Origin of the sequence: Panacagrimonas perspica (assembly GCF_004364935.1) — a bacterium.
Lineage (GTDB): Bacteria > Pseudomonadota > Gammaproteobacteria > Nevskiales > Nevskiaceae > Panacagrimonas > Panacagrimonas perspica.
In genome coordinates this window covers 143,628-163,562 of record NZ_SOBT01000011.1, presented here as the reverse complement: position 1 = coordinate 163,562, position 19,935 = coordinate 143,628, and the positions used below count along the sequence as shown (strand labels likewise).

General features: G+C 67.1%; 16 protein-coding genes. 10 read left to right on the top strand and 6 right to left on the bottom strand.

The features are described 5' to 3' along the window. Nucleotides 1–185: 185 nt before the first annotated feature. Both DFR24_RS20270 and DFR24_RS20265 read right to left on the bottom strand, forming a co-directional pair. Nucleotides 186–1,136, bottom strand: coding sequence for an acyltransferase (locus DFR24_RS20270; RefSeq protein WP_133883270.1), 951 nt, complete (start codon nucleotides 1,134–1,136; stop codon nucleotides 186–188). Nucleotides 1,137–1,311: 175 nt separating this feature from the next. Further along, the gene (locus DFR24_RS20265; RefSeq protein WP_162851344.1) at nucleotides 1,312–1,833 is read right to left on the bottom strand and encodes a protease complex subunit PrcB family protein; all 522 of its coding nucleotides are present in this window, start codon (nucleotides 1,831–1,833) and stop codon (nucleotides 1,312–1,314) included. 134 nt (nucleotides 1,834–1,967) lie between these two features. Between DFR24_RS20265 and DFR24_RS20260 the strand changes: the two genes are divergently transcribed. After that, a complete protein-coding gene (locus tag DFR24_RS20260) occupies nucleotides 1,968–3,755 on the top strand; it encodes a GspE/PulE family protein (protein WP_133883268.1) in 1,788 nt (595 codons plus the stop codon). A 251-nt stretch (nucleotides 3,756–4,006) separates the two neighbouring features. Here the strand turns inward: DFR24_RS20260 and DFR24_RS20255 are convergent, their stop codons facing one another. Continuing rightward, complete coding sequence (locus tag DFR24_RS20255; protein WP_133883267.1) at nucleotides 4,007–5,482, bottom strand: hypothetical protein; 1,476 nt, start codon at nucleotides 5,480–5,482, stop codon at nucleotides 4,007–4,009. A gap of 112 nt (nucleotides 5,483–5,594) precedes the next feature. After that, entirely contained in the window at nucleotides 5,595–7,157 is a 1,563-nt protein-coding gene (locus tag DFR24_RS20250) for an LVIVD repeat-containing protein (protein WP_133883266.1), read from the bottom strand. A 411-nt stretch (nucleotides 7,158–7,568) separates the two neighbouring features. Between DFR24_RS20250 and DFR24_RS20245 the strand changes: the two genes are divergently transcribed. The 9 genes from DFR24_RS20245 (at nucleotide 7,569) to DFR24_RS20205 (ending at nucleotide 17,113) form a co-directional block, all read left to right on the top strand. Next, nucleotides 7,569–8,195 (top strand): DUF47 domain-containing protein, encoded by a 627-nt coding sequence (locus DFR24_RS20245; protein WP_133883265.1) that lies wholly within the window; start codon nucleotides 7,569–7,571, stop codon nucleotides 8,193–8,195. Nucleotides 8,196–8,319: 124 nt separating this feature from the next. Next, the gene (locus DFR24_RS20240) at nucleotides 8,320–9,306 is read left to right on the top strand and encodes an inorganic phosphate transporter (protein ID WP_133883518.1); all 987 of its coding nucleotides are present in this window, start codon (nucleotides 8,320–8,322) and stop codon (nucleotides 9,304–9,306) included. A gap of 115 nt (nucleotides 9,307–9,421) precedes the next feature. Beyond that, entirely contained in the window at nucleotides 9,422–10,240 is an 819-nt protein-coding gene (gene mutM, locus DFR24_RS20235) for a bifunctional DNA-formamidopyrimidine glycosylase/DNA-(apurinic or apyrimidinic site) lyase (protein ID WP_133883264.1), read from the top strand. A gap of 139 nt (nucleotides 10,241–10,379) precedes the next feature. After that, entirely contained in the window at nucleotides 10,380–11,708 is a 1,329-nt protein-coding gene (locus tag DFR24_RS20230; protein WP_246051732.1) for an NADH:flavin oxidoreductase/NADH oxidase family protein, read from the top strand. Between the two features lie 712 nt (nucleotides 11,709–12,420). Then, entirely contained in the window at nucleotides 12,421–13,224 is an 804-nt protein-coding gene (locus DFR24_RS20225; protein ID WP_162851343.1) for an alpha/beta hydrolase family esterase, read from the top strand. A 331-nt stretch (nucleotides 13,225–13,555) separates the two neighbouring features. Beyond that, entirely contained in the window at nucleotides 13,556–13,936 is a 381-nt protein-coding gene (locus DFR24_RS20220) for a peptidoglycan-binding domain-containing protein (RefSeq protein WP_162851342.1), read from the top strand. Between the two features lie 29 nt (nucleotides 13,937–13,965). Further along, on the top strand, nucleotides 13,966–14,850 hold the full coding sequence (locus tag DFR24_RS20215) for a hypothetical protein (RefSeq protein ID WP_133883261.1): 885 nt from the start codon (nucleotides 13,966–13,968) through the stop codon (nucleotides 14,848–14,850). A gap of 144 nt (nucleotides 14,851–14,994) precedes the next feature. Then, nucleotides 14,995–16,212 (top strand): formate-dependent phosphoribosylglycinamide formyltransferase, encoded by a 1,218-nt coding sequence (gene purT, locus DFR24_RS20210; protein ID WP_133883260.1) that lies wholly within the window; start codon nucleotides 14,995–14,997, stop codon nucleotides 16,210–16,212. Nucleotides 16,213–16,228: 16 nt separating this feature from the next. Further along, nucleotides 16,229–17,113 (top strand): Fpg/Nei family DNA glycosylase, encoded by an 885-nt coding sequence (locus DFR24_RS20205; protein WP_162851341.1) that lies wholly within the window; start codon nucleotides 16,229–16,231, stop codon nucleotides 17,111–17,113. A gap of 94 nt (nucleotides 17,114–17,207) precedes the next feature. Here DFR24_RS20205 and DFR24_RS20200 read toward each other — a convergent pair whose 3' ends face one another. Together DFR24_RS20200 and DFR24_RS20195 are read right to left on the bottom strand one after the other, a co-directional pair. Continuing rightward, a complete protein-coding gene (locus DFR24_RS20200; protein ID WP_133883259.1) occupies nucleotides 17,208–18,002 on the bottom strand; it encodes an enoyl-CoA hydratase/isomerase family protein in 795 nt (264 codons plus the stop codon). 18 nt (nucleotides 18,003–18,020) lie between these two features. Continuing rightward, nucleotides 18,021–19,889 carry a patatin-like phospholipase family protein gene (locus DFR24_RS20195; RefSeq protein ID WP_133883258.1) on the bottom strand — a complete coding sequence of 623 codons (1,869 nt, stop codon included), beginning with the start codon at nucleotides 19,887–19,889 and terminating at the stop codon, nucleotides 18,021–18,023. Nucleotides 19,890–19,935 lie beyond the last annotated feature (46 nt).

Below are 19,935 nucleotides of genomic sequence, written 5' to 3'. Positions count from 1 at the left end.
CCCGGGTTTCACCCGGGCTACGCGGACGTCGTGGATTCGGACGGACGCACTCGCTGCCTGCGTTGTGTTGGCACGGCCTGGTGGCGGCGATCCCTTTCCTTCCACCGAACCCGTAGCCCGGACGAAGTCCGGGGATGCGCTCGAATTGCGAACAAGACCCCGGACTTCGTCCGGGCTACGCGGGCTCAGCCCGACGCACCGCCTCCGTTGTTGTTCGCATACACCGGCGGCGGCAACCCGAGCATCTCCGCGATGCGGCGATCCTTCTCCTTCCACAGATCCCCGATCCAGAACTGGAACTGCTTGCGGAAATCGTTGCTGGTTTCGTAGTCGCCGCGGATCAGGCCGTCGAGCATGCCGTCGGGGAGCTTGAGCGGACGCACGTCGACGATGACGCGACGCACCCGGCCGCACAGGAAATCCCAGAAGCCCATCGCGCCGCCCGGGTAGGCGATCGTCACGTCGATCAGGTCGTGCAGCTTGTCGCCCATGGCTTCCATCGCGAACGCGAAGCCGCCGGCCTTCGGGCGCAGCAGGTGCTTGTACGGCGCCTTCTGGTTGACCTGCTTGGTCTTCGTGAAACGCGTGCCTTCGAGGAAATTCAGGATCAGCACCGGCTGGTTGCGGAACTTCTCGCAGGCCTTGCGCGTGGTCTCAAGATCCTTGCCCTTGAGCGAAGGATTCTTCTTGATCTGGTCGGGCGTGGAGCGCTTCATGAACGGATAGTCGAGACCCCACCACGCCAGGCCCAGCACCGGCACCCAGATCAGTTCCTGCTTCAGGAAGAACTTGAAGAACGGCGCGCGACGGCCGAACGCGTGCATCAGCACGAAGATGTCGTTCCAGGTCTGGTGATTGGCGCAGACCAGGTACTGCTTGTCCGGGCTCAGCGGCACGCCGATGCGCACGTCCCATTCGATGCGGTGCAGCTTGCGGGAGAAGATCGTGTTGCACGACGCCCAGTTCTGCGCCAGCGAGGCGGCCATGTGCGACAGCGCGTCGCGTCCGCCACGCCACGGTGTGATCAGCTTGATCAGCACCAGCACGTACAGCGGCGTCGCCCAGAACACGGTGTTGATGGCGAGCAGCAAGCCCATGATGACGCCCTGAATCGGGCCCGGCAGTACATGCAGCATCTGGTGTGATCTCCCTCGGGATCGATCGCTTCTTCTAAAAGTGGAACCTCAGGCCCTGGACCGGTCCGCACCCGCGGCCCGCTCAAGGCTTCTTTTTCTTCTGTTCGCTCGCGCTGTTCCGCCGACCCTCCGCCGGAGCCTTCACAGGCGCCGCATCGGATTCAGTGCAACCGGATCACGGGGCGCCCTCGGTGTCCGCCCGAACCAGGCCGGTCTGGTCGATGAGCCGGACGCGGCTGTACTCGGCCGCCGGCAGCGCCACGATCACGCAGGGGCTGCTCACCTCGGCCTCCGACCAGCGGCCCGGAATCGGCTCGAAGAACGTGGCCTTGAGCATCAGGTCCCCGTCCTTGGCGCCTGCCATCCGGCTGACGGCAATGCCGTAGCCGCTGTTCGGGCGCTGCCCGAATTCGACGATGGCGTAAGGGCCCTCCGGGAACGGCTTTCCGTTGAGGCTGACCAGCGCGATGCCGCGATTCGCCGACCACGCCTGCATCGAGGGCAGGTCCCGCATCAGGCTCACCACCGATTCGCCGCCCGGCGTGCCGCAGGTGTTGGCGCGGGCCGCTTCCTGGACCACGATCGAGTTCTGGCTGTCGAACCAGTCCGAGAAGTCCGGCGGCGCGGAACGCATCCAGGCCGGCTTGGCGCAGGCCGACAGCATTACGGCGAGGAGGAGCGGAAGGAGCGGTCGCATCGGAGTCTGCTTGGGGGTCTGGGGTCGCCGGGCCAGCAGGGGCGGCATGTTCCATTATCCACTGCCATACGACGGGTGCCCACCCGCCGACGGACCTCAACCGCGAACCGGCCCACCTGCGCTAGCCTAGGAACATGACCACCGTACCCGCAGCCCGAGGCCCCGACCGTCGTCTGGCGGTGCCGGAATTGCTCGATGCCCTGCTCGCCGACGGCCTGATTTCAGGCGCGCAGCGCAAGGAGATCACGATCAAGGTCGACGTGACGCGCGACAAGCGTCACCCGCTCGACATCCTCGCCGGCGCGGACTGGCCCGACCCCCGCAAGGCCGGCGGCAAGCTGACGATGGACGTGCTGACGCAGTGGCTCGCCGCGCGTCACAACATGGGCTGGATGCGCATCGACCCCCTGTCGATCGACGTGGCCAAGGTCACGTCGGTGATGCCCTACGCCTACGCCGCGCGCGTGCGCGTGCTGCCGGTGAAGGTCACGCCCACCGAGATCACGGTGGCCACGGCCGAGCCGCTGGAGCGCGAGTGGGAGAACGAACTCGCGCGGATCATCCCGCAGGCGATCAAGCGCGTCGTCGCCAACCCGGGCGACATCGAGCGCTACCTCGTGGAGTTCTACGCGCTCGCGCGTTCGGTCAAGGCGAGCAACGAAGAGCGGCGCATGCTGCCCGCGGGCTCGCAGAATCTCGAGCAGCTCATGGAGCTGGGCCGCAAGGGCAAGCTCACCGCCGACGATCAGCACGTGGTGGCGATCGTGGACTGGCTGCTGAGCTACGCCTTCGACTCGCGCGCCTCGGACATCCACCTCGAGCCGCGGCGCGACTCCAGTCACGTGCGTTTTCGCATCGACGGCGTGCTGCACGAGGTCTATCAGATGCCGACGCCGGTCATGATCGCCGTGACCAGCCGCTTCAAGATCCTGTCGCGCATGGACGTCGCCGAGAAGCGCAAGCCACAGGACGGCCGCATCAAGACGCGCTCGCCCAACGGCAAGGAAGTGGAGTTGCGTGCGTCCAGCCTGCCGACGGCCTTCGGCGAGAAGCTGGTCATGCGCATCTTCGACCCCGAAGTGCTGGTGCGCGATTTCTCAGCGCTGGGCTTCTCGGACGCCGATGCGGACCACTGGAACGACATGATCCGTGCGCCGCACGGGATCATCCTGGTCACCGGCCCGACCGGCTCGGGCAAGACGACGACGCTGTACACCAGCCTCAAGCAGCTCGCGACCTCGGAGGTCAACGTCTGCACGATCGAGGACCCGATCGAACTGGTCGAGCCCTCGTTCAACCAGATGCAGGTGCAGGCCGGCATCGACCTGACGTTCGCCAGCGGCGTGCGCGCGCTGCTGCGCCAGGACCCCGACATCATCATGATCGGTGAGATCCGCGACCTCGAGACCGCGGAGATCGCGATCCAGGCCGCGCTCACGGGTCACCTCGTGCTGTCGACCTTGCACACCAACGATGCGCCGAGCGCGATCACGCGCCTGCTCGATCTGGGCGTGCCGCCGTACCTGATCAAGGCGACGCTGCTCGGCGTCGTCGCGCAGCGTCTGGTGCGCCGCCTGTGCCCGCACTGCAAGCTGCCCTCGGTGCCCGACCCGGAAGCCTGGAGCGAGCTGGTCGGAAGCGACAAGCGCGTGCCGATCCCGGCCGAAGTGCGTCAGCCGGTGGGATGCCTGGAATGCCGCGAGACGGGTCACCTCGGACGCCTCGGGCTCTACGAGATCATGCCGCTGTCCACCGGCGTCAAGCGCCTCATCGATCGCCAGACCGACATCGCCGACCTGCGGCGCCAGGCGCTGCGCGAAGGCATGGTGCCGTTGCGCGTCGCGGGTGCGATGAAGATCGCCGCGGGGCAGACGGACATCGAGGAAGTGCTCGGTGCGACGCCGGTGGTGACGCTGGACTGACGGCGCGGGTCCTGCGCTTGCGTAGCCCGGACGAAGTCCGGGGTTGCGCTCTTTATTCGAGGGGAATCCCGGACTCCGTCCGGGCTACGGGTTCGGTGCCCAGATCGGCTGCGCCAGGAACCACAACCCGAACACCATGAACGCATGGTGCGATTGCGCTGCGCAGGTCTCTAGAAGCCCGCGCCTCCGTAGCCCGGGTGAAACCCGGGATTCCCCTCGAATAAAGAGCGCAACCCCGGACTTCGTCCGGGCTACGGTCCGTTGCTGGTGATCGGCTGCGCCAGGATCCACAACCCGAATACCGTGAACGCCAGCATCAACGCCAGCATCGGCAACTGGCTGAGCGCCGCCGTGCGCGGCGTATCGAACACGCGCAGCGCCTCGCGATGCGCCACCACGACGCTGGCCACGTGTCCGATCAGGATCAGGCCCACCTGCGTGTGCCAGACCCAATCCATGCCGGGGATCACCGGCCGGTGCAGCCACAGCGCGGTGCCGAACAGGTTCCAGCCGATGCCGAACGGATCCGAGGCCAGGCGCAGCACCATCAGTCCCTGCGTGAGGATCAACGTCCAGTAGTGCGTCGCGTGGTAGACCAGCGCGATCGGCAGCAACGAGTACGCAAAGCGACAGGCCAGTTCGCGCACCGAGAACTCGCTGCGCGCGATGCGCTTCATCCACGCCAGCGTGGCCAGGTACGCGAGCAGATAGACGAAGGGCGACAGCAGCAGGCTCGCGACCTGGTAGCCCAGGAACATCGGCTTCAGCAGCGGATAGGTCTGCACGATGTTGTCGCCGATCCACGGCGCCAGCAGCGCGGCGAAATCCTCCCAGAACAGTCGCGCCCACACCTGCGTCGCCTGCAAGCCGTCGAAGGCCGTCGACGAGAGCATGAACAGCACGAACAGCACTTCGCCCAGCGAGACGGCGCGCGCCTGCAGCAGGCCGGCGAAGGGCATCTGCAGTTTCAGCCCTCCCCGCGGGGCTTGCGGCGACGGCGCGACGACCTGCAACGGCGCCATCCGCGACACCAGCGAGAAGAACAGGCCGAAGAATTCGCAGCGCTCGAACCAGGCACTCATTCCGAACAGCCACGCACCGACGATGTTCAGCACCGTGTAGCCGAGCAGCATCACGCCCAGCGCGCGCGGGTCGACGCGGCCGAACAGTTCCATCGCGATGAACGCCGCGTAGAGCACCAGCGCCGGCCAGCATCCGAGTCGCGCGGGATAGGCGAATCGCCCTTCGAACGTCGAGAGCCCGGTATTCGCCAGCGCCGTGACGATCAGCTTCCAGGGATTGATCTGCGCATACAGAGGGCCGATCAGCGCCGAGACGTACGTGAAGCCGATCACGAAGACGATCCAGAAGAACGTCATGTTGAAGTTGAAGGCCGCGCTGCGCGTGCCGAGCAGGCCGGTGGCGATGCACAGCAGCAGGCCGAGCAGGCTGATCACGCCGAGCATCGCGATCGTCGTGCGGCCGACGAGCACGCGCGCGAAGCGGGTGTGCGTCAGATCGACGACGCGGGGTTCGGGGTTGCGCGCCCGGGCGAACCAGGCGACGGCGAAGAACGACAGCAGCAGCGCCGCGAGGCTGCCGCCGGCGTACATCCAGAACGGCACCGGCAGGTTGTAGGAGGGCGCGAAGGGGTGTGCGTGCGCGGCGCTGGTGAAGGCCAGCGTCGCCAGCACCATGCACAAGGTCGCGCTCGTGTTCCGGATCATCGGAAGGTCATCACGTTGCGTAGCCCGGGTGAAACCCGGGGCTTTCCCTCGAATTGCGAACGGAACCCCGGGTTTCACCCGGGCTACGGTTACGGATCACCCCAAGTGCAGGTCAGCGCGGTCGCGGCGCCGTCGGCCCCGCCGACTGCGTGAACTCCAGGATCTGGAATCCGGCGCTGTAGCTCGCCAGCCAGATGTGGCCGGTCTCGGGCCGGTAGCGCACGTAGGTGGGCACGGCGTCCCAGCGATCCCCGGAGCTGCCGAAGAATTCGGCGGCCGCCACCGCCGGCGTGTTCGGATTCGGCACCGGGTGCCAGTACGCGATCTCGCGCGGGTTGCGCGGATCGCGGATGTCGAGCACGCGCATGCCGGCGGTGTAGTTGGTCGTGAACAGCGTGGTGGCGTTGTTGACGTCGTCGAACCCGACGTAGTGCGCCGAGTAGTTGGCGACGTCGATCTCGGTCGTGCCGCAGTTCGCGAGCTGGTTGACCTCGAGCACGATGTTGGAGACCAGCACCGGGTGCGCGTCGTCGGTGATGTCGATGATGCGGCTGTGCGACCAGGGGCAGATGCCGGCGGTGGGCCACTCGTCGCTGGAGTACAGGTAGGTCCGTCCGTTGTTGCGAAACCAGCGCGCCGTGTGCGACCCGGCACTCGGAGCCTCGCCGTCGAGCACGTTGGTCCATCCGAGGAAGCCCACCAGCGGCGGGGCCGGCCCGAGCAGCAGCGGCGCCACCGGGGCCGTGCGGTTCTGGATGGTGCTCACGTCGTAGATGCCCATTCCGTTCTGCCCCACCGCCGGGCCGTTCGGAATCCCGAGCCCGAGCGAGACGAAGCCGAACTGGGCGAGGTAGAGCCGATTGCCGTCCGGACTCAGCCCGCAGTCGTGCGCGGCGGGCGCGAAGATCTGCAGCACGCGCGGATTGGACAGGTCCGCCAGATCCAGCACGGCGTTGGTCTGGATCGAGCTGGTCGCGTAGGCGGTGCGGCCGTCGTCGGTGATGCACAGCGCGTGGCCGCCGAAGCCCACGCCCTGGTCGATCGTGCCGACGCCGCCGGGCAGCGGCGGCAGCGGCGGCAAGGTCACGCCGATGCCGATGTTGATCGAGGCTCGCAGCACCGGGTTGCGGCAATCGGTGGCCTCGTAGACGTCGAACGCGGTGCCGCCGCCGCGCGTGGCCACGATGATGTGGCGCGCCTGGTTGGCCTGCAGCGACTCGTGCGGCGCCAGCATCGCCGGGCTCTGCAGGATGCGCACGAGTTCGGGATTGCGCGGGTCGGAGGCGTCGATCACCGCCATGCCGTTCAGCGGGTTGAACTGCGGATCGAGGTACGGCGACGACAGCGGCCCGAAGATCTGGCCGGGCGAGGTCGTCGTGACGTAGGCGCAGTCGTCGAGCCAGGCCATCGAGAAGTTCGCGCCGCGGTCCAGGATCGTGTTCTGGCCCACCAGCCGCAGGCCCTTGCGATAGCCCTGAGCCGCGCGGCCGCTCATCTGGTCCGCGAGGGGCACCTGGCCCTGCAGGCCGGTTTCCAGCAGGTCGTCGGCGGGCGGCACGCCTCCGGAAGTCCCCACGCCGCCCACATTCCCGCTGTAGGGCGAATTCGTGCCTCCGCAGGCCGCCAGCACCAGCGCAAACGCGAACACGCCCGCCACGCATCCAGATCGGTTCATTGCCGTCTTCTCCTCTCGTTTTTTTGTGCGCGCGAAGTCCGTTGCGGGCCTCCTCCCCGGCCGCACGGCTGCGCGATCTGCCCGGCAGTGTGGCGAGCGCGGAGGGGATTTCCTAGTGAATTCGACGAGGATGCGGCGGCTCTCCACGCCGTATTGAGCGTGGTGCTGCTCCCTCGCCTCCTGCGTCGTTTTGCATGAGGTGAGGAGCACGCCCGTAGCCCGGACAAAGTCCGGGGCTTTCCCCGCATTGCGAACGGAACCCCGGGCTTCGCCCCGGCCACGGTTGCGCCCCGCTCACACTTTCTCCGACGCCTCAAGTCTGCACGGCGAGCACCCCTGGGGCTTAAGCTGCGCGCCTCAGAAGGTTTGACCAGCGCCGTAGAGCGCCTCAGAAGATAAGGCAGGTACGCCATGTTCCAGCGGCTGATGCCCCGCGAGGGCCGCTTTTTTAGCTACTTCGACGAACATGCCGAGCAGATCGTGCTCGGCGCCGAGCAACTGACGGCGCTGATGCGCTCGGTGGGCGAGCTCGAGGAGCGAAAGCGCAACATCGAAAACATCGAGCACCGCGCGGACAAGGTGACGCAGCAGACGATGCAGCTGCTGCATCACACGTTCATCACGCCGATGGACCGCGATGACATTCATCAGCTGATCACGCGGATGGACGACATCCTGGATCTGATGGAAGACGTCTCGCAGTGCATGTTCCTGTACGACATCCGCGAGGTCACCGATGCCGCGGTGGAACTGGCGGACCTGTGCCTGACCAGCGCGCAGAAGGTGAAGGCCGCGGTGTCGGAGCTGAACAATCTCAAGAATTCGAAGCACATCCTCGAACTGTGCAGCGAGATCGACCGGCTCGAAGGGGATTCGGACCGGGTGATGCGCAGCGCCATGGCCAAGCTGTTCCGCGAGGAGACCGATGCCATGCAGGTGCTGAAGATGAAGGAGATCTACCAGCTCCTCGAATCGGTCACCGATCGCTGCCAGGACGTGGCGAACATCATCGAAGGCATCGTCATCGAGAACGCCTGATGACGGTCGATCGACACGGGGGTAGCGGCCGCCACAGCGGCCGCAACGGAGTGCGGGAGATGAGCAAGGTCGCGGCATCGTTTCGGCTGCTGTCGGCCTTCCGGGTGCGCCCGTGACGATCGGAATGGAGGTCCTGGTCCTGCTGATCGCCGTGGCGCTGCTGTTCGACTTCATGAACGGCTTCCACGACGCGGCCAACTCGATCGCCACGATCGTCTCGACCGGCGCGTTGTCGCCGCAGGTGGCCATCGTCTGGGCCGCGTTCTTCAACTTCATCGCGTTCCTGTTCTTCGGCCTGCACGTGGCCGCGACGGTCGGGAAAGGCATCGTCGATCCCAACGTCATCGACACCTACGTGGTGTTCGGCGCGCTCGTGGGCGCGATCTCCTGGAACATCATCACCTGGTACTTCGGCATTCCGTCGAGCTCCTCGCACGCGCTGATCGGCGGCCTGGCGGGTGCGGCGATCGCCAAAGGCGGCACCGACACCCTGCTGACCGCCGGCTTCACCAAGGTGACGGTCGCCATCGTGCTGTCGCCGCTGGTGGGCTTCGCGCTCGGCGCCCTGCTGATGGTCGCCTGCGCCTGGCTGGCCTTCCGCTCGCCGGCCAAGAAGGCCGAGCGTACGTTCAACCGCCTGCAGTTCATCTCGGCCGGCCTCTACAGCCTGGGCCACGGCAGCAACGATGCGCAGAAGACGATGGGCATCATCTGGCTGCTGCTGATCGTCTCGGGCGCCATCGGCAAGGACGCCGACCTGCCGTTCTGGGTGGTGCTGGCCTGCCAGACCGCGATGGGCCTGGGCACGCTGTTCGGCGGCTGGCGCATCGTCAAGACGATGGGCATGCGCATCACCAAGCTGCGGCCCGTGAGCGGGTTCTGCGCGTCGGCCAGCGGTGCGACGGCCTTGTTCGTCGCCACGAGCCTGGGCATCCCGGTCTCCACCACCCACACCATCACCGGCGCGATCGTCGGCGTCGGCGCGGCGCGGCGCTTCTCCGCGGTGCGCTGGGGCGTGGCGGGCAACATCGTCTGGGCCTGGGTGTTCACGATCCCGGCGTCGGCGTTCATCGCGGCGATCGCGTGGGAACTGGCGCGCTGGGCGTTCTGACGATCCCGTAGCCCGGACGAAGTCCGGGACGCACAAGGCCCGACGAAGCGGCGCATCCCGGACTTCGTCCGGGCTACGGGTGGCGCTATCGTCGTGGTTTCGCCAGCATCTTCCCATGCCCGAACTTCCCGAAGTCGAAACGATCCGCCGCGGTATCGAGCCGCACGTGCTCGGCCGGCGCATCGGCCGCGTGGTGGTGCGGGATCCACGGCTGCGCTGGCCGGTGCAGCCCGACCTGCCGGCGCGGCTCGCCGGGCGGCGCATCGAGCAGGCCGCGCGCCGTGCGAAGTACCTCGTGCTGCATCTGGACAACGGCGATCGCCTGCTGATCCACCTGGGCATGTCGGGCCGCATCTGGGTGCTCGACCCGACGGTGGCACCGATCAAGCACGACCACGTCGACATCGAACTCGACAGCGGGCAACTGCTGCGCTTCCACGATCCGCGACGCTTCGGCGCCGTGCTGCTGTGGAGCGCCGGCGAACCGCACCACGAATTGCTGCGCCATCTCGGACCCGAACCCTTCGATCCGGCATTCCACGGCGACTACCTGTTCGAGCTGTCGCGCGGCCGCAGCGCAGCGGTGAAGAATTTCGTCATGGACGGAAACGTCGTGGTCGGCGCCGGGAACATCTATGCCGCCGAGTCGCTGTTCCGGGCCGCCATCCGGCCTACCCGCGCGGCCGGAAAAGTCACGCGCGCCGAATACGTCGAGCTCGCGTCGCGCATCCGCGAAGTGCTGAACGAGGCGATCGTGCGTGGCGGAACGACCTTGCGCGATTTCGCCGGTGCGACCGGCGAGCTGGGCTACTTCCAGCAGGAGCTCTACGTCTACGGACGCGAGGGCGAGCCCTGCCGGCGTTGCGGCACCGGGATCCGCCGCAAGGTCATCGGCCAGCGATCGAGCTTCTACTGCACGCGCTGCCAGCGCTGACATCGCGCCGATGTGGACATGAACAAGCCTTGTTGCCACGGATTTCACGGATGAACACGGAGAACCAGATCCCTCATCCGTGCTATTCCGCGAAATCCGTGGCAAACCGTCCTTCCTGTCGTCGCGCCAGAGATCAACCGTGACTTCGACTTCATCGATCCTGTCCGAACCGCTGCGCCTGCCCTGCGGCGCGGTGCTGCCCAACCGACTGTGCAAGGCGGCGATGACCGAGGGCCTGGCCGACGAGCATCTTCGCGCGACGCCGCGGCACGACACCTTGTATCGCCGCTGGAGCGAAGGCGGCGCCGGGCTGCTGCTGACCGGCAACGTGCAGGTGGATCGCCGCGTGCTCGAAAGGCCGGCGAACGTGACCATCGACATGAGCGATGCCATCACGCACGACGCGGAGGCGCGAAGCCGGCTGGCGCGCTGGGCCAAGGCCGGCACCGTCGGCGGCAATCACCTGTGGATGCAGATCAATCATGCGGGCCGCCAGTCGCCCCGCTACGTGACGATGCAGCCGCTCGCGCCCTCGCCGCAGCAGCTCGGCATGCTCGGGAATTTCGGCAAGCCGCGGGCGCTGACCGAAGAAGAAATCCTGGACCTGATCCAGCGCTTCGCCAGGGTCGCGACGGTTGCGCGCGAGACCGGCTTCACCGGCGTGCAGATCCATGCGGCACACGGCTACCTGCTCAGCTCCTTCCTGTCGCCGGTCACCAACCGGCGCATCGATGCCTGGGGCGGCGCGCTGGAGAATCGCGCGCGCATGCTGATCGAGACCCTGCGTGCCACGCGCGGGGCCGTGGGCGCCGACTTTCCGATCAGCATCAAGCTGAACTCGGACGACTTCCGCAAGGGCGGCTTCTCCAACGACGAGTGCCTGCAGGTCGTGCAATGGCTCAACGCCGAGCCCGTGGATCTGCTGGAGATCTCCGGCGGCTCGTACGAGCAGCCCGCGCTGGTCGGGCACCTGGGCGACGCCTCCACCGCCGCGCCGCAGCGCGAGAGCACACGCAAGCGCGAAGCCTATTTCCTCGATTACGCGGAGCGCATCCGCGCGGTGGCGAAGATGCCGCTGATGGTGACCGGCGGATTCCGCCTGCGCGAGACGATGGAAGCCGCGGTGTCCGAGAACGCCTGCGACATGATCGGACTCGGGCGTCCGCTGTGCACGCACACCGACGTGGCCGGCGCGCTGCTGCGCGGCGAGACCCGCGAGCTGCCCGCGTTCGAACGTGGCCTGGTGCTCGCGGACAAAGGCATGTTCTCACCGACGTCGCGCTTCGCGCTGTTTCGCCAGCTCAACGCCTTCGGCGAGATCGGCTGGTACTACCTGAACCTGTTCCGGCTCGCCGACAGCCGCGGTCCGGATCTGCAGCGCGGCGCGCTGTCGGCGCTGGTCGGATACCTGCTGACCGAATACCGCGCGGCGGCGCGCATGCACCGGGCGCGCAGGGCACGGGCGTAGGCATCGGGCGGGCGGGTTGGACGGCCCTCCGTATTCGTCGGCCTCCCTCCCTTCCTGTTCAGGGCGAGTCGCCGTGCGCAACAGCGCGCGGCGCGTCGAGCCCGGGGCGGCGTCCGGCGTCTGCCCCCTACCGTCGGACGGGTCATGCGATCGACGCGAAGGGGATCCGCGCAGACTGGCCCCGTCGCGACACGGGCGAGCGCCAAATTCGGCGAGCTCACCGGACGCGGCTCCATCGGTACCCGTCGCGCAATTCGAAAGCCGCGGAAACCGCACAAGACGATTCACGCGTCATGACCCACGAGCCATCGGTGCGTCGGGGTTCTGGACGCAAAGCCCAAGGACAGGCGTGAAACTCAAGCTGACGACGTCGCGACTCCTGATCACGATCAGCCTCTGCTGCACGGTGGCCGCCTGTGGAGGCGGTGGCTCGGGAGGCGGCGACTCCGATAGCGCGACACCGACGCCGACGCCGGCACCCACCCCTACACCCAGTCCGACCCCCACGCCTACACCGAGTCCGACACCGACTCCTACACCCACACCCACACCGACTCCTACGCCTACGCCTACGCCTACGCCGACACCCACGCCAACGCCAACGCCAACGCCAACACCAACGCCAACGCTCAATCCGATCGATCCGCTCAGCGGCATCCTCAGCCTGAGCGCTCCGCTGAGCTACACGTATCCGCGGATCAACGGGATTCCGGTGCGCACCCCGGCGGGCACGCGCTCCTACGAGGCCACGTTGACGGTGAATGGGCAGGCGCGTCGTTACGTCGTCACGCGTCCCGATCCGAAGCCGCTGAACGCCCCGGTGCTGCTGCTGCTGCACCCGCGCGACACGGCGCCGGAACTGACGGCGAACTTCACGTACGTCAGCGACTTCGTCGCGACGCAGAACTTCTGGGCCGTCATGCCCGAAGCGCTGGGCGGCGTCTGGAAGGCGGAGCCGCTCGACGGCACCGCCGACAAGGATTTCATGGCCGCGCTGATCGACGCGATCGTCGCGGAGGGCGCAGACGCCGAGCGCGTGAGCGTCGCCGGCTATTCCAGCGGTGGCGTCATGGCCGAACGGATGGCCTGCGAAATGTCGGACCGGATCGCGGCCGTCGGCGTCGTCGCCGCGACCTTGCCGTTGAGCCTGTGGCTGTCGTGCGCGCCGGCCCAGTCGCGGCCCAAGGTCTACGTGCTGGGGACGGCCGACCCGATCGCGCCGTACTACGGCATCAGCGGCCTGGGTTCCGCTGCGAGCCTGATGGACTACTGGGCCCAGAAGCAGGGCTGCGGCGGCGCCACCAGCACCGCACTACCCGACATCGCGGACGACGGCACCACGGTGCAGCTCGACGAGCGCACCGGCTGCACCGACGACAAGGGACTGCGCCTCTACTCGGTGGCGAACGGCGGCCACGCCTGGCCGGGCGGCGATACGTCCTACGCCGGTGTCACCAGCCGCGACATGAGCGCCACCGGCGCCATCTGGAGTTTCGCGCGCGGGTATCACCGCTAGGGAATTCCCTGCCGATGCATCCTCGATCTGCGTACCCGCTCCATGGACGCAGCGGGATGACGCGCCCGGATTAGCCCCCGAAGGCGAGCGGCAACTCCGTCCACGAGATCCTGCCACGAGCAGGACGAGCTGTTCGACCCGCATCGCTCTGTGCGCCAGTCGACAGTTCGGAACGCGAAACGGCTTTCGTTCCTTATTGGCCGCCCGTTATGGTGATTCCACGGTCGACACCATGGAGAACTTCGTTGCGTGCCGATCGGGCTCGTCCTGCAGCGGCACCGCCAGGCCGTCGTACCGACCAATGCATGACCGTCTCGGAGATGGAATTCTCATGGCCTTGAAGTCATTGCGGTTCTCTCGTGACCAGCGCTTGCAGAAGGCGTCCGAGAACAACCCGTCCCTGAAGCGCGGAGCCACCGGAGAAGCGGTGGTCGCGATTCAACTGGCGTTGCTCGACCTCGGGTATCCGCTTCCCGTCACCACCAACAATGGCCGCAAGTTGCCGGACGGAATCTATGGGGCCGAGACCGAAAAAGCGGTGCGCCTCTTCCAGGCGCAAGCCCTGATCGGGGTTGATGGCCATGTCGGCAAACAGACCTTGCAAAAGCTCGAGGAGCGGACGATCGCGTTGAGTCTTGCGCAGACGGCCGCCGGTGCCGCGACCCAGAATTTCTCACCGCAGCAGGCGTCGATGCACCGCACCTTGCGCTGACAACTCGAAAACGCACTCGCGAATCCGCCATGACCAAGGACCAGATCGATCTCGCCTCCATCAAATTAACGGTGAATGCCGCCGGGGCCGTCCCGGACGTAGCGGTCGCCCCCGACGAAACCAAGGCAGGAAAAGGTGTGGCCCGCTGTCATCTGACGTCAGGCGCGCGCTTGTCCTTGTCGGGGGCCCGGTTCGATCCCGCGATTGTCGTCACGGCATCGGTCGATGTGGTGGTGGATCCGAACGACACGAAGGAGTGGTCTTTCAGCTTCCTCCAGTTCGCCAATCTCCTGGTGCGGGAGGTCATCTATGGAGGACGCGTAGAAAACGAGGGGAGTGTTCGCATCAATTACGCGGTTCCCCCGGCAATGGGAAAGAATCCTTCACTGGACAGCACTTCGGAACTCGCGCCATTCGTGAATCTCCTCGGCTCTCCGCAGAGCGAGGTCAAGGAAGGAAACCGGGTACGGCGCACGTTGACGCGCACGATGGGCGATCACCCCAATTCCCAGATGCCGTTGGTCGTACAGAATCCGAAAACCAACGCCCCGAACTTCCTCTACAACCAGCGTCTCGATCTCGGATTGACGACCGTGTTCGTGGGCAGAGATCCCGATAACAAGATTCATCCCCTCGCGCATTTCACGTGGCACCTGATCTACGACGCCAAATTCTCCTGGCTGGGGTCGATCTGTACCGGAAAAATGGCCAATGGCCGATTCGACATCTCCAACGTCGTCAAAGGCGCGCCTCCCGACCCGACGCTGAGCAGTCTGCTGAACAAGCCCGTGGGCCCGTTCTACAACGACCTCTGCAAGACGGCCAACGAACGAGTGATTAATGCTCTTTCGCCGCCCAACTATGTTTCGCTGGCCACGCGCGATACCGGGATCCCGAAGAATTTCTACGCCTGAGGGTTCGCGATCGCCGGGAATACCTCGGCCGCGAACCTCTCCCGGGCCCGATGCGTTGAATGCTTCCGTCCGCGATGCGACATTCCGCATCCCTGCATTCACGTCCAGGACCCGCGCACGAGCGGGTCCCGAGAAAAAAACGTCATGACCACGATCGGCACCCCGCTCACTCCCTCGGCTATTTGCGTCCTGATGCTCGGTTCGGGCGAGTTGGGGAAAGAGGTCGTGATCGAACTGCAGCGCCTGGGCATCGAATGCGTCGCCGTGGACCGTTACGCCAACGCACCGGCCATGCAGGTGGCGCACCGCAGCCACGTCATCAAGATGCTGGACGGCGCCGCGCTGCGCCGCGTGATCGAGGAGGAGGGGCCGCACCTGATCGTCCCCGAGATCGAGGCGATCCATACCCCGACGCTGCTGGAGCTCGAGTCCGAGGGATATCCGGTGGTGCCGACCGCGCGCGCGGCGCGCCTGACGATGGATCGCGAAGGCATTCGTCGGCTCGCCGCCGAGGAACTCGGACTGCCGACCTCGCCCTATCGCTTCGCCGAAACCGAGGCCGAGTACCGCGCCGCGATCCAGGCCGTGGGCATGCCCTGCGTGGTCAAGCCGGTCATGTCGAGTTCGGGCAAGGGCCAGAGCACGGTCAAGACGGCGGCGGACGTGCAGAAGGCCTGGGATTACGCGCAGGCCGGCGGCCGCGCCGGCCAGGGCAAGGTCATCGTCGAGGGCTTCGTGGATTTCGATTACGAGATCACGATGCTGACGATCCGGCATTGGCCGGGGCCTCCGGGCACCAAGCTCGATGAAGGCGACGAGGGCCAGACCAGTTTCTGCGCACCGATCGGCCATCTGCAGATCGACGGCGACTACCGCGAATCCTGGCAGCCGCATCCGATGTCGGCGGTCGCGCTGAAGAAGTCGCAGCAGATCGCCGAGAAAGTGACCAAGGCGCTCGGCGGCCGCGGCCTGTTCGGCGTGGAACTGTTCGTCAAGGGCGACGAGGTGATCTTCAGCGAAGTCTCACCGCGACCGCACGACACCGGGCTGGTCACGCTGATCTCGCAGGACCTGAGCGAGTTCGCGCTGCACGCGCGCGCGATTCTCGGACTGCCCATTCCGAACATCCGCGCCCGCGGCTTCGCGGCCTCCTGCGCGATCCTGTGCGAAGGCGACACCGTCGGGCCCTCGTTCCTCGGCGCGGCCGAAGCGCTGGAAGAACCCGACACGATGCTGCGCCTGTTCGGCAAGCCGGAGATCGTCGGCAAGCGCCGCATGGGCGTGGCACTGGCGCTCGACGAGAGCATCGACACGGCGCGCGCCAAGGCGCGACGCGCCGCGTCGAAGATCACGGTGATGTGAACGGCACGGGCCCGGCATGCCGGAACTGCCCGACCTGACGGTCTACCTCGAGTGCCTCGAGAACAAGGCGCTCGGCCAGACACTGAAAGGGCTGCGCATCGGCAATCCCTTCGTGTTGCGCAGCGTTGCACCGCGCCCCGCGGAATTCGCCGGCCGGCGACTGGTGGGTACCTCGCGCATCGGCAAACGGCTGGTGCTGCGATTCGAAGGCGACCGCTGCGCGATCGTGCACCTGATGATCCTGGGGCGGCTGCACTGGAAGAAGCCGGGCGCTGCGATTCCGAAGGGCTCGGGCTTGTGCGCCTTGGACTTCGAGAGCGGCACGCTGCTGCTGACGGAGTCCGGCAGCAAGCGTCGCGCGTCGCTGCACCTGGTTGAAAGCGAGGAGGCGCTCGCTGCATTCGATCGCGGCGGGCTGGAGCCGCTGCAGATCGACGCGGCCGGTTTCGCGGAACGCCTTCGACGCGAGAACCACACCCTCAAGCGTGCGCTCACGGATCCGACGATCTTCGCGGCGATCGGCAACGCGTACTCCGACGAGATCCTGCATCGCGCCCGGCTGTCACCGTTCCTCAAATCGCAGTCGATCGACGACGCGAGCGTCGCGAAGCTGTTCGACGCGGTGCGCAGCGTACTGGCCGAGTGGACCACGCATCTGCGGCACGAAGCACAGGCCGATGCCTGGCCGAAGAAGGTCACCGCGTTCCACGCCGGGATGGCCGTCCACGGTCGTTACGGCCTCCCCTGCCCGGTCTGCGGCTCACCGGTGCAACGCATCGTCTACGCGGACAACGAGGCGAACTACTGCGCGCGCTGCCAGACCGGCGGACGGCTGCTCGCCGATCGCGCGCTGTCGCGCCTGCTGCACGACAGCTGGCCGAAGTCGATCGACGACGTGTGACCGAAACCCGTAGCCCGGACGAAGTCCGGGATCGCCATCGGGTGCGCGAAAAGATCCCCGGACTTCGTCCGGGCTACGGTGGGGCGCGGATCGCTCACTCCGCTGGCCGCTTCTTCGACGCCTTGCGCTGGTGCCAGGCCTCGACGGCCTGCGGATGCTCCGGCCCGGTGAACAGCACGCTCTGCGCGATGCGTTCGGCGTTGCGCGCCTGCGTGCGATCGAGATCCACGGACATCTCGATGACCTGCTTGGCCATCGCCATCATCTCCATCGGCCCGCGCGCGAGCTTCTCGCAGAAGGCGTCGACCTGCACGGCGAAGGTCTCGTCGGGATACACCGTGTGCACGAGGCCGATGCGCAGCGCCTGCTCGGTGTCCACCGGTTCGCCGGCCATGATCATCCAGCGCGCCCAATGCGGTCCGCACAGGCGTGTCAGGCGACTGATGCCGCCCGCGCCGGGCAGCAACGCGAATTCGTGCTCGGGCAACAGGTAACGCGCGCTGGCGGCGGCGAGCCGGAAATCGCAGGACAACGACATCTCCAGCGCGCCGCCGATGCACGCGCCCTGGTGCGCGACGACCACCGGCTTCTCCACGTTCTCGAGGCGATCGAACAGATCGTGGAAGCGCCGCTTGTAGCGCAGGCGCGTGTCCTGACCGCCGCGATAGGCATCGGGCGCCAGGTGCGGTCCGATGTCCGCGCCCGCCGAAAACAGTTTGCCGATCGAGCGGATCAGCATCACGCGCAGCGACGGCTCGTCCTCGAAACGCGTCAGCGAATCGCGCAGCGTGTCGAACATCGCATCGGTCATCGCGTTGGCCTTGTGCGGCCTGTCGATGACCAATTCCAGGATGCCGTCGTGTTCGCTGACCCGCAGTTCGTCGCCCATCGATTCACATCCTCGTGTTCACGCCGTCTCGCGCCGCTCGAGCCAGGGAAGCAGCTCGGCGATCGCCGGCCACTGCCGATCCACCGACTCGCGACCGTAGCGATACCACGCGCTGGCCTTGTTGTAGTCGCGGAAGCCCGGCGGCGCCTCGTCGCCCGAATCCGGACGCAGCAGCAGGTGCGCGCCGCTGCGGCTGTGCTCGGTGATCCGCGCGTGCATCAGGTTGGCGGAGTGGCGCAGCACGCCGAGCAGTCGCGGGCCTCCCGGCGGCGGCACCGTCACCTGATCAGGAATCGCGGACAGGTCCACCGAGATCACGCGATCGCCGCCCAGGGGCCGGACAAAGGCAGTGGGCACCGGATTCAGCACGCCGCCGTCGAGGAACCACTGGTCGCCGATCTGGATCGGCGGATAGACGCCCGGGATCGCGCTGCTGGCGAGCACGCAGCTCACCATGTCGCCATCGGTCATCAGCATCTCTTTGGCGCCGTACAGGTCGACCACGACGATGCCCATCGGCTGGCGCGACTTGTCGAACGCCGCGCCCACCGTCGAGCGCCGCATGAACGTCGCCAGCGCGCGCCCGCTCAGGATCGAACGCGACGGGAAGGTCCAGCGCACCGCGTGCTTCTCGAGCTGCGCGAACAGGTCGAGGATGCGCTTGGAATCGAAGCCGACCGACCACATCGCGCCGACGCCGGCGCCAGCGCTGCAGCCGACGATGACGTCCATCGGCACGCCGCGCTCGGACAGGCGCTCCAGCACGCCGATATGGGCAAAACCCTTCGCGGCGCCGGCGCCCAGCGCGAGCCCCAGCCGTTGCCGCGCCATCGCGCGCGCCAGTCCATCGAGCCCGAATGGATCGGTGGCGCTGCCCGCCGTCGTGAACGTGCGGGCACCGAACTGGGCGTCCAGCGCCTGCGACTCGCCGACGTTCGCCGGGCACGTCGGACTGGTCACCAGCATTCGCGGAAGCTGGCCCGGTTCGCGCAAGGCCCGTGCGAACCGCGCCAGGTCGCGCCGCTGTGCCGCCGAATTGACGACGACCACATCCTCGAAACGATCCGGCAGCGCCTCGGCCAGCTGCGCGGCGAGGTAGGGATCGGCGGCGACGACGAGCACGTCGCAATACGGATCGAAGAAACCGAGCAGGCCGGCGAGCTGGCGCGGCTCGGGAAGTGAGCCGCCCGGCCGCACGGTCCACAGGAAGCCGTGGCCGCTGCCCATGTCGCGCAGGATGTCGCCGGACCGCGCGGGCGTGGCCAGCAGATCCGACAGCGAGGGCAAACCGCGGGCGCGGCTCATCATCAGCCGGTCCGTCAGGTCCGCCACGACGACGCGCCGTGCGTAGCGGCCCACGCACGCGAGCAGCTGGCGTGCGAGCACGACGTCGCCCTCGGCCGAGGGATCGGCCACCAGCAGAACCACGTGCGCGGCGCCCTTGCCGAGCAGGCCGTTGAGGCGGTCCATCATCATCGTGGCGAGGTTGGCGCCCAGACGCGGAACGCGGTCCAGCGCCGCCAGGACCGTTTCCTTGTCGAGCACCAGCGCACGCACCGGAACCAGCGCGCGTACCTGCAGATTGACGGGTCGACCGCTCAGCGCGGACAGGGCGCCCTGCACGCTGCCGACACCCTGTCGCGCCGCCGTCTCGCTGGTGTCGGGCCCGGTCGAACGCCGTGCCTCGACGACGCCATCGAGGATCACGTAGACGTGCAGATTCAGCTGGCCCGGATGCAGCAGCGCGTCACCGGCAGCGAAATTCGCGACGGGCGCGTGACCGACCAGGGCTCGCAGGTCCGCTTCGGCCAGGCCCTGGAAGAGTTCGCAGTTCTTGAGCGCCTGCTCGATCCAGGGGTCGAGCGCTTCGAGTTCGGGTTGATTCATCGGTGCGCGTTGTCCGGCGCGTGGGGTTGCGGCAGCATCGGATCCT

What these genes read in the sequence shown, in the direction of transcription:
- DFR24_RS20240 (WP_133883518.1), top strand. Translation starts at nt 8,320, where the DNA reads ATGGAGGTCCTGGTCCTGCTGATCGCCGTGGCGCTGCTGTTCGACTTC.
- DFR24_RS20245 (WP_133883265.1), top strand. Translation starts at nt 7,569, where the DNA reads ATGTTCCAGCGGCTGATGCCCCGCGAGGGCCGCTTTTTTAGCTACTTC.
- DFR24_RS20250 (WP_133883266.1), bottom strand. Translation starts at nt 7,157, where the DNA reads ATGAACCGATCTGGATGCGTGGCGGGCGTGTTCGCGTTTGCGCTGGTG.
- DFR24_RS20215 (WP_133883261.1), top strand. Translation starts at nt 13,966, where the DNA reads ATGACCAAGGACCAGATCGATCTCGCCTCCATCAAATTAACGGTGAAT.
- DFR24_RS20260 (WP_133883268.1), top strand. Translation starts at nt 1,968, where the DNA reads ATGACCACCGTACCCGCAGCCCGAGGCCCCGACCGTCGTCTGGCGGTG.
- purT (WP_133883260.1), top strand. Translation starts at nt 14,995, where the DNA reads ATGACCACGATCGGCACCCCGCTCACTCCCTCGGCTATTTGCGTCCTG.
- DFR24_RS20205 (WP_162851341.1), top strand. Translation starts at nt 16,229, where the DNA reads ATGCCGGAACTGCCCGACCTGACGGTCTACCTCGAGTGCCTCGAGAAC.
- DFR24_RS20265 (WP_162851344.1), bottom strand. Translation starts at nt 1,833, where the DNA reads ATGCGACCGCTCCTTCCGCTCCTCCTCGCCGTAATGCTGTCGGCCTGC.
- DFR24_RS20255 (WP_133883267.1), bottom strand. Translation starts at nt 5,482, where the DNA reads ATGATCCGGAACACGAGCGCGACCTTGTGCATGGTGCTGGCGACGCTG.
- DFR24_RS20195 (WP_133883258.1), bottom strand. Translation starts at nt 19,889, where the DNA reads ATGAATCAACCCGAACTCGAAGCGCTCGACCCCTGGATCGAGCAGGCG.
- DFR24_RS20270 (WP_133883270.1), bottom strand. Translation starts at nt 1,136, where the DNA reads ATGCTGCATGTACTGCCGGGCCCGATTCAGGGCGTCATCATGGGCTTG.
- mutM (WP_133883264.1), top strand. Translation starts at nt 9,422, where the DNA reads ATGCCCGAACTTCCCGAAGTCGAAACGATCCGCCGCGGTATCGAGCCG.
- DFR24_RS20220 (WP_162851342.1), top strand. Translation starts at nt 13,556, where the DNA reads ATGGCCTTGAAGTCATTGCGGTTCTCTCGTGACCAGCGCTTGCAGAAG.
- DFR24_RS20200 (WP_133883259.1), bottom strand. Translation starts at nt 18,002, where the DNA reads ATGGGCGACGAACTGCGGGTCAGCGAACACGACGGCATCCTGGAATTG.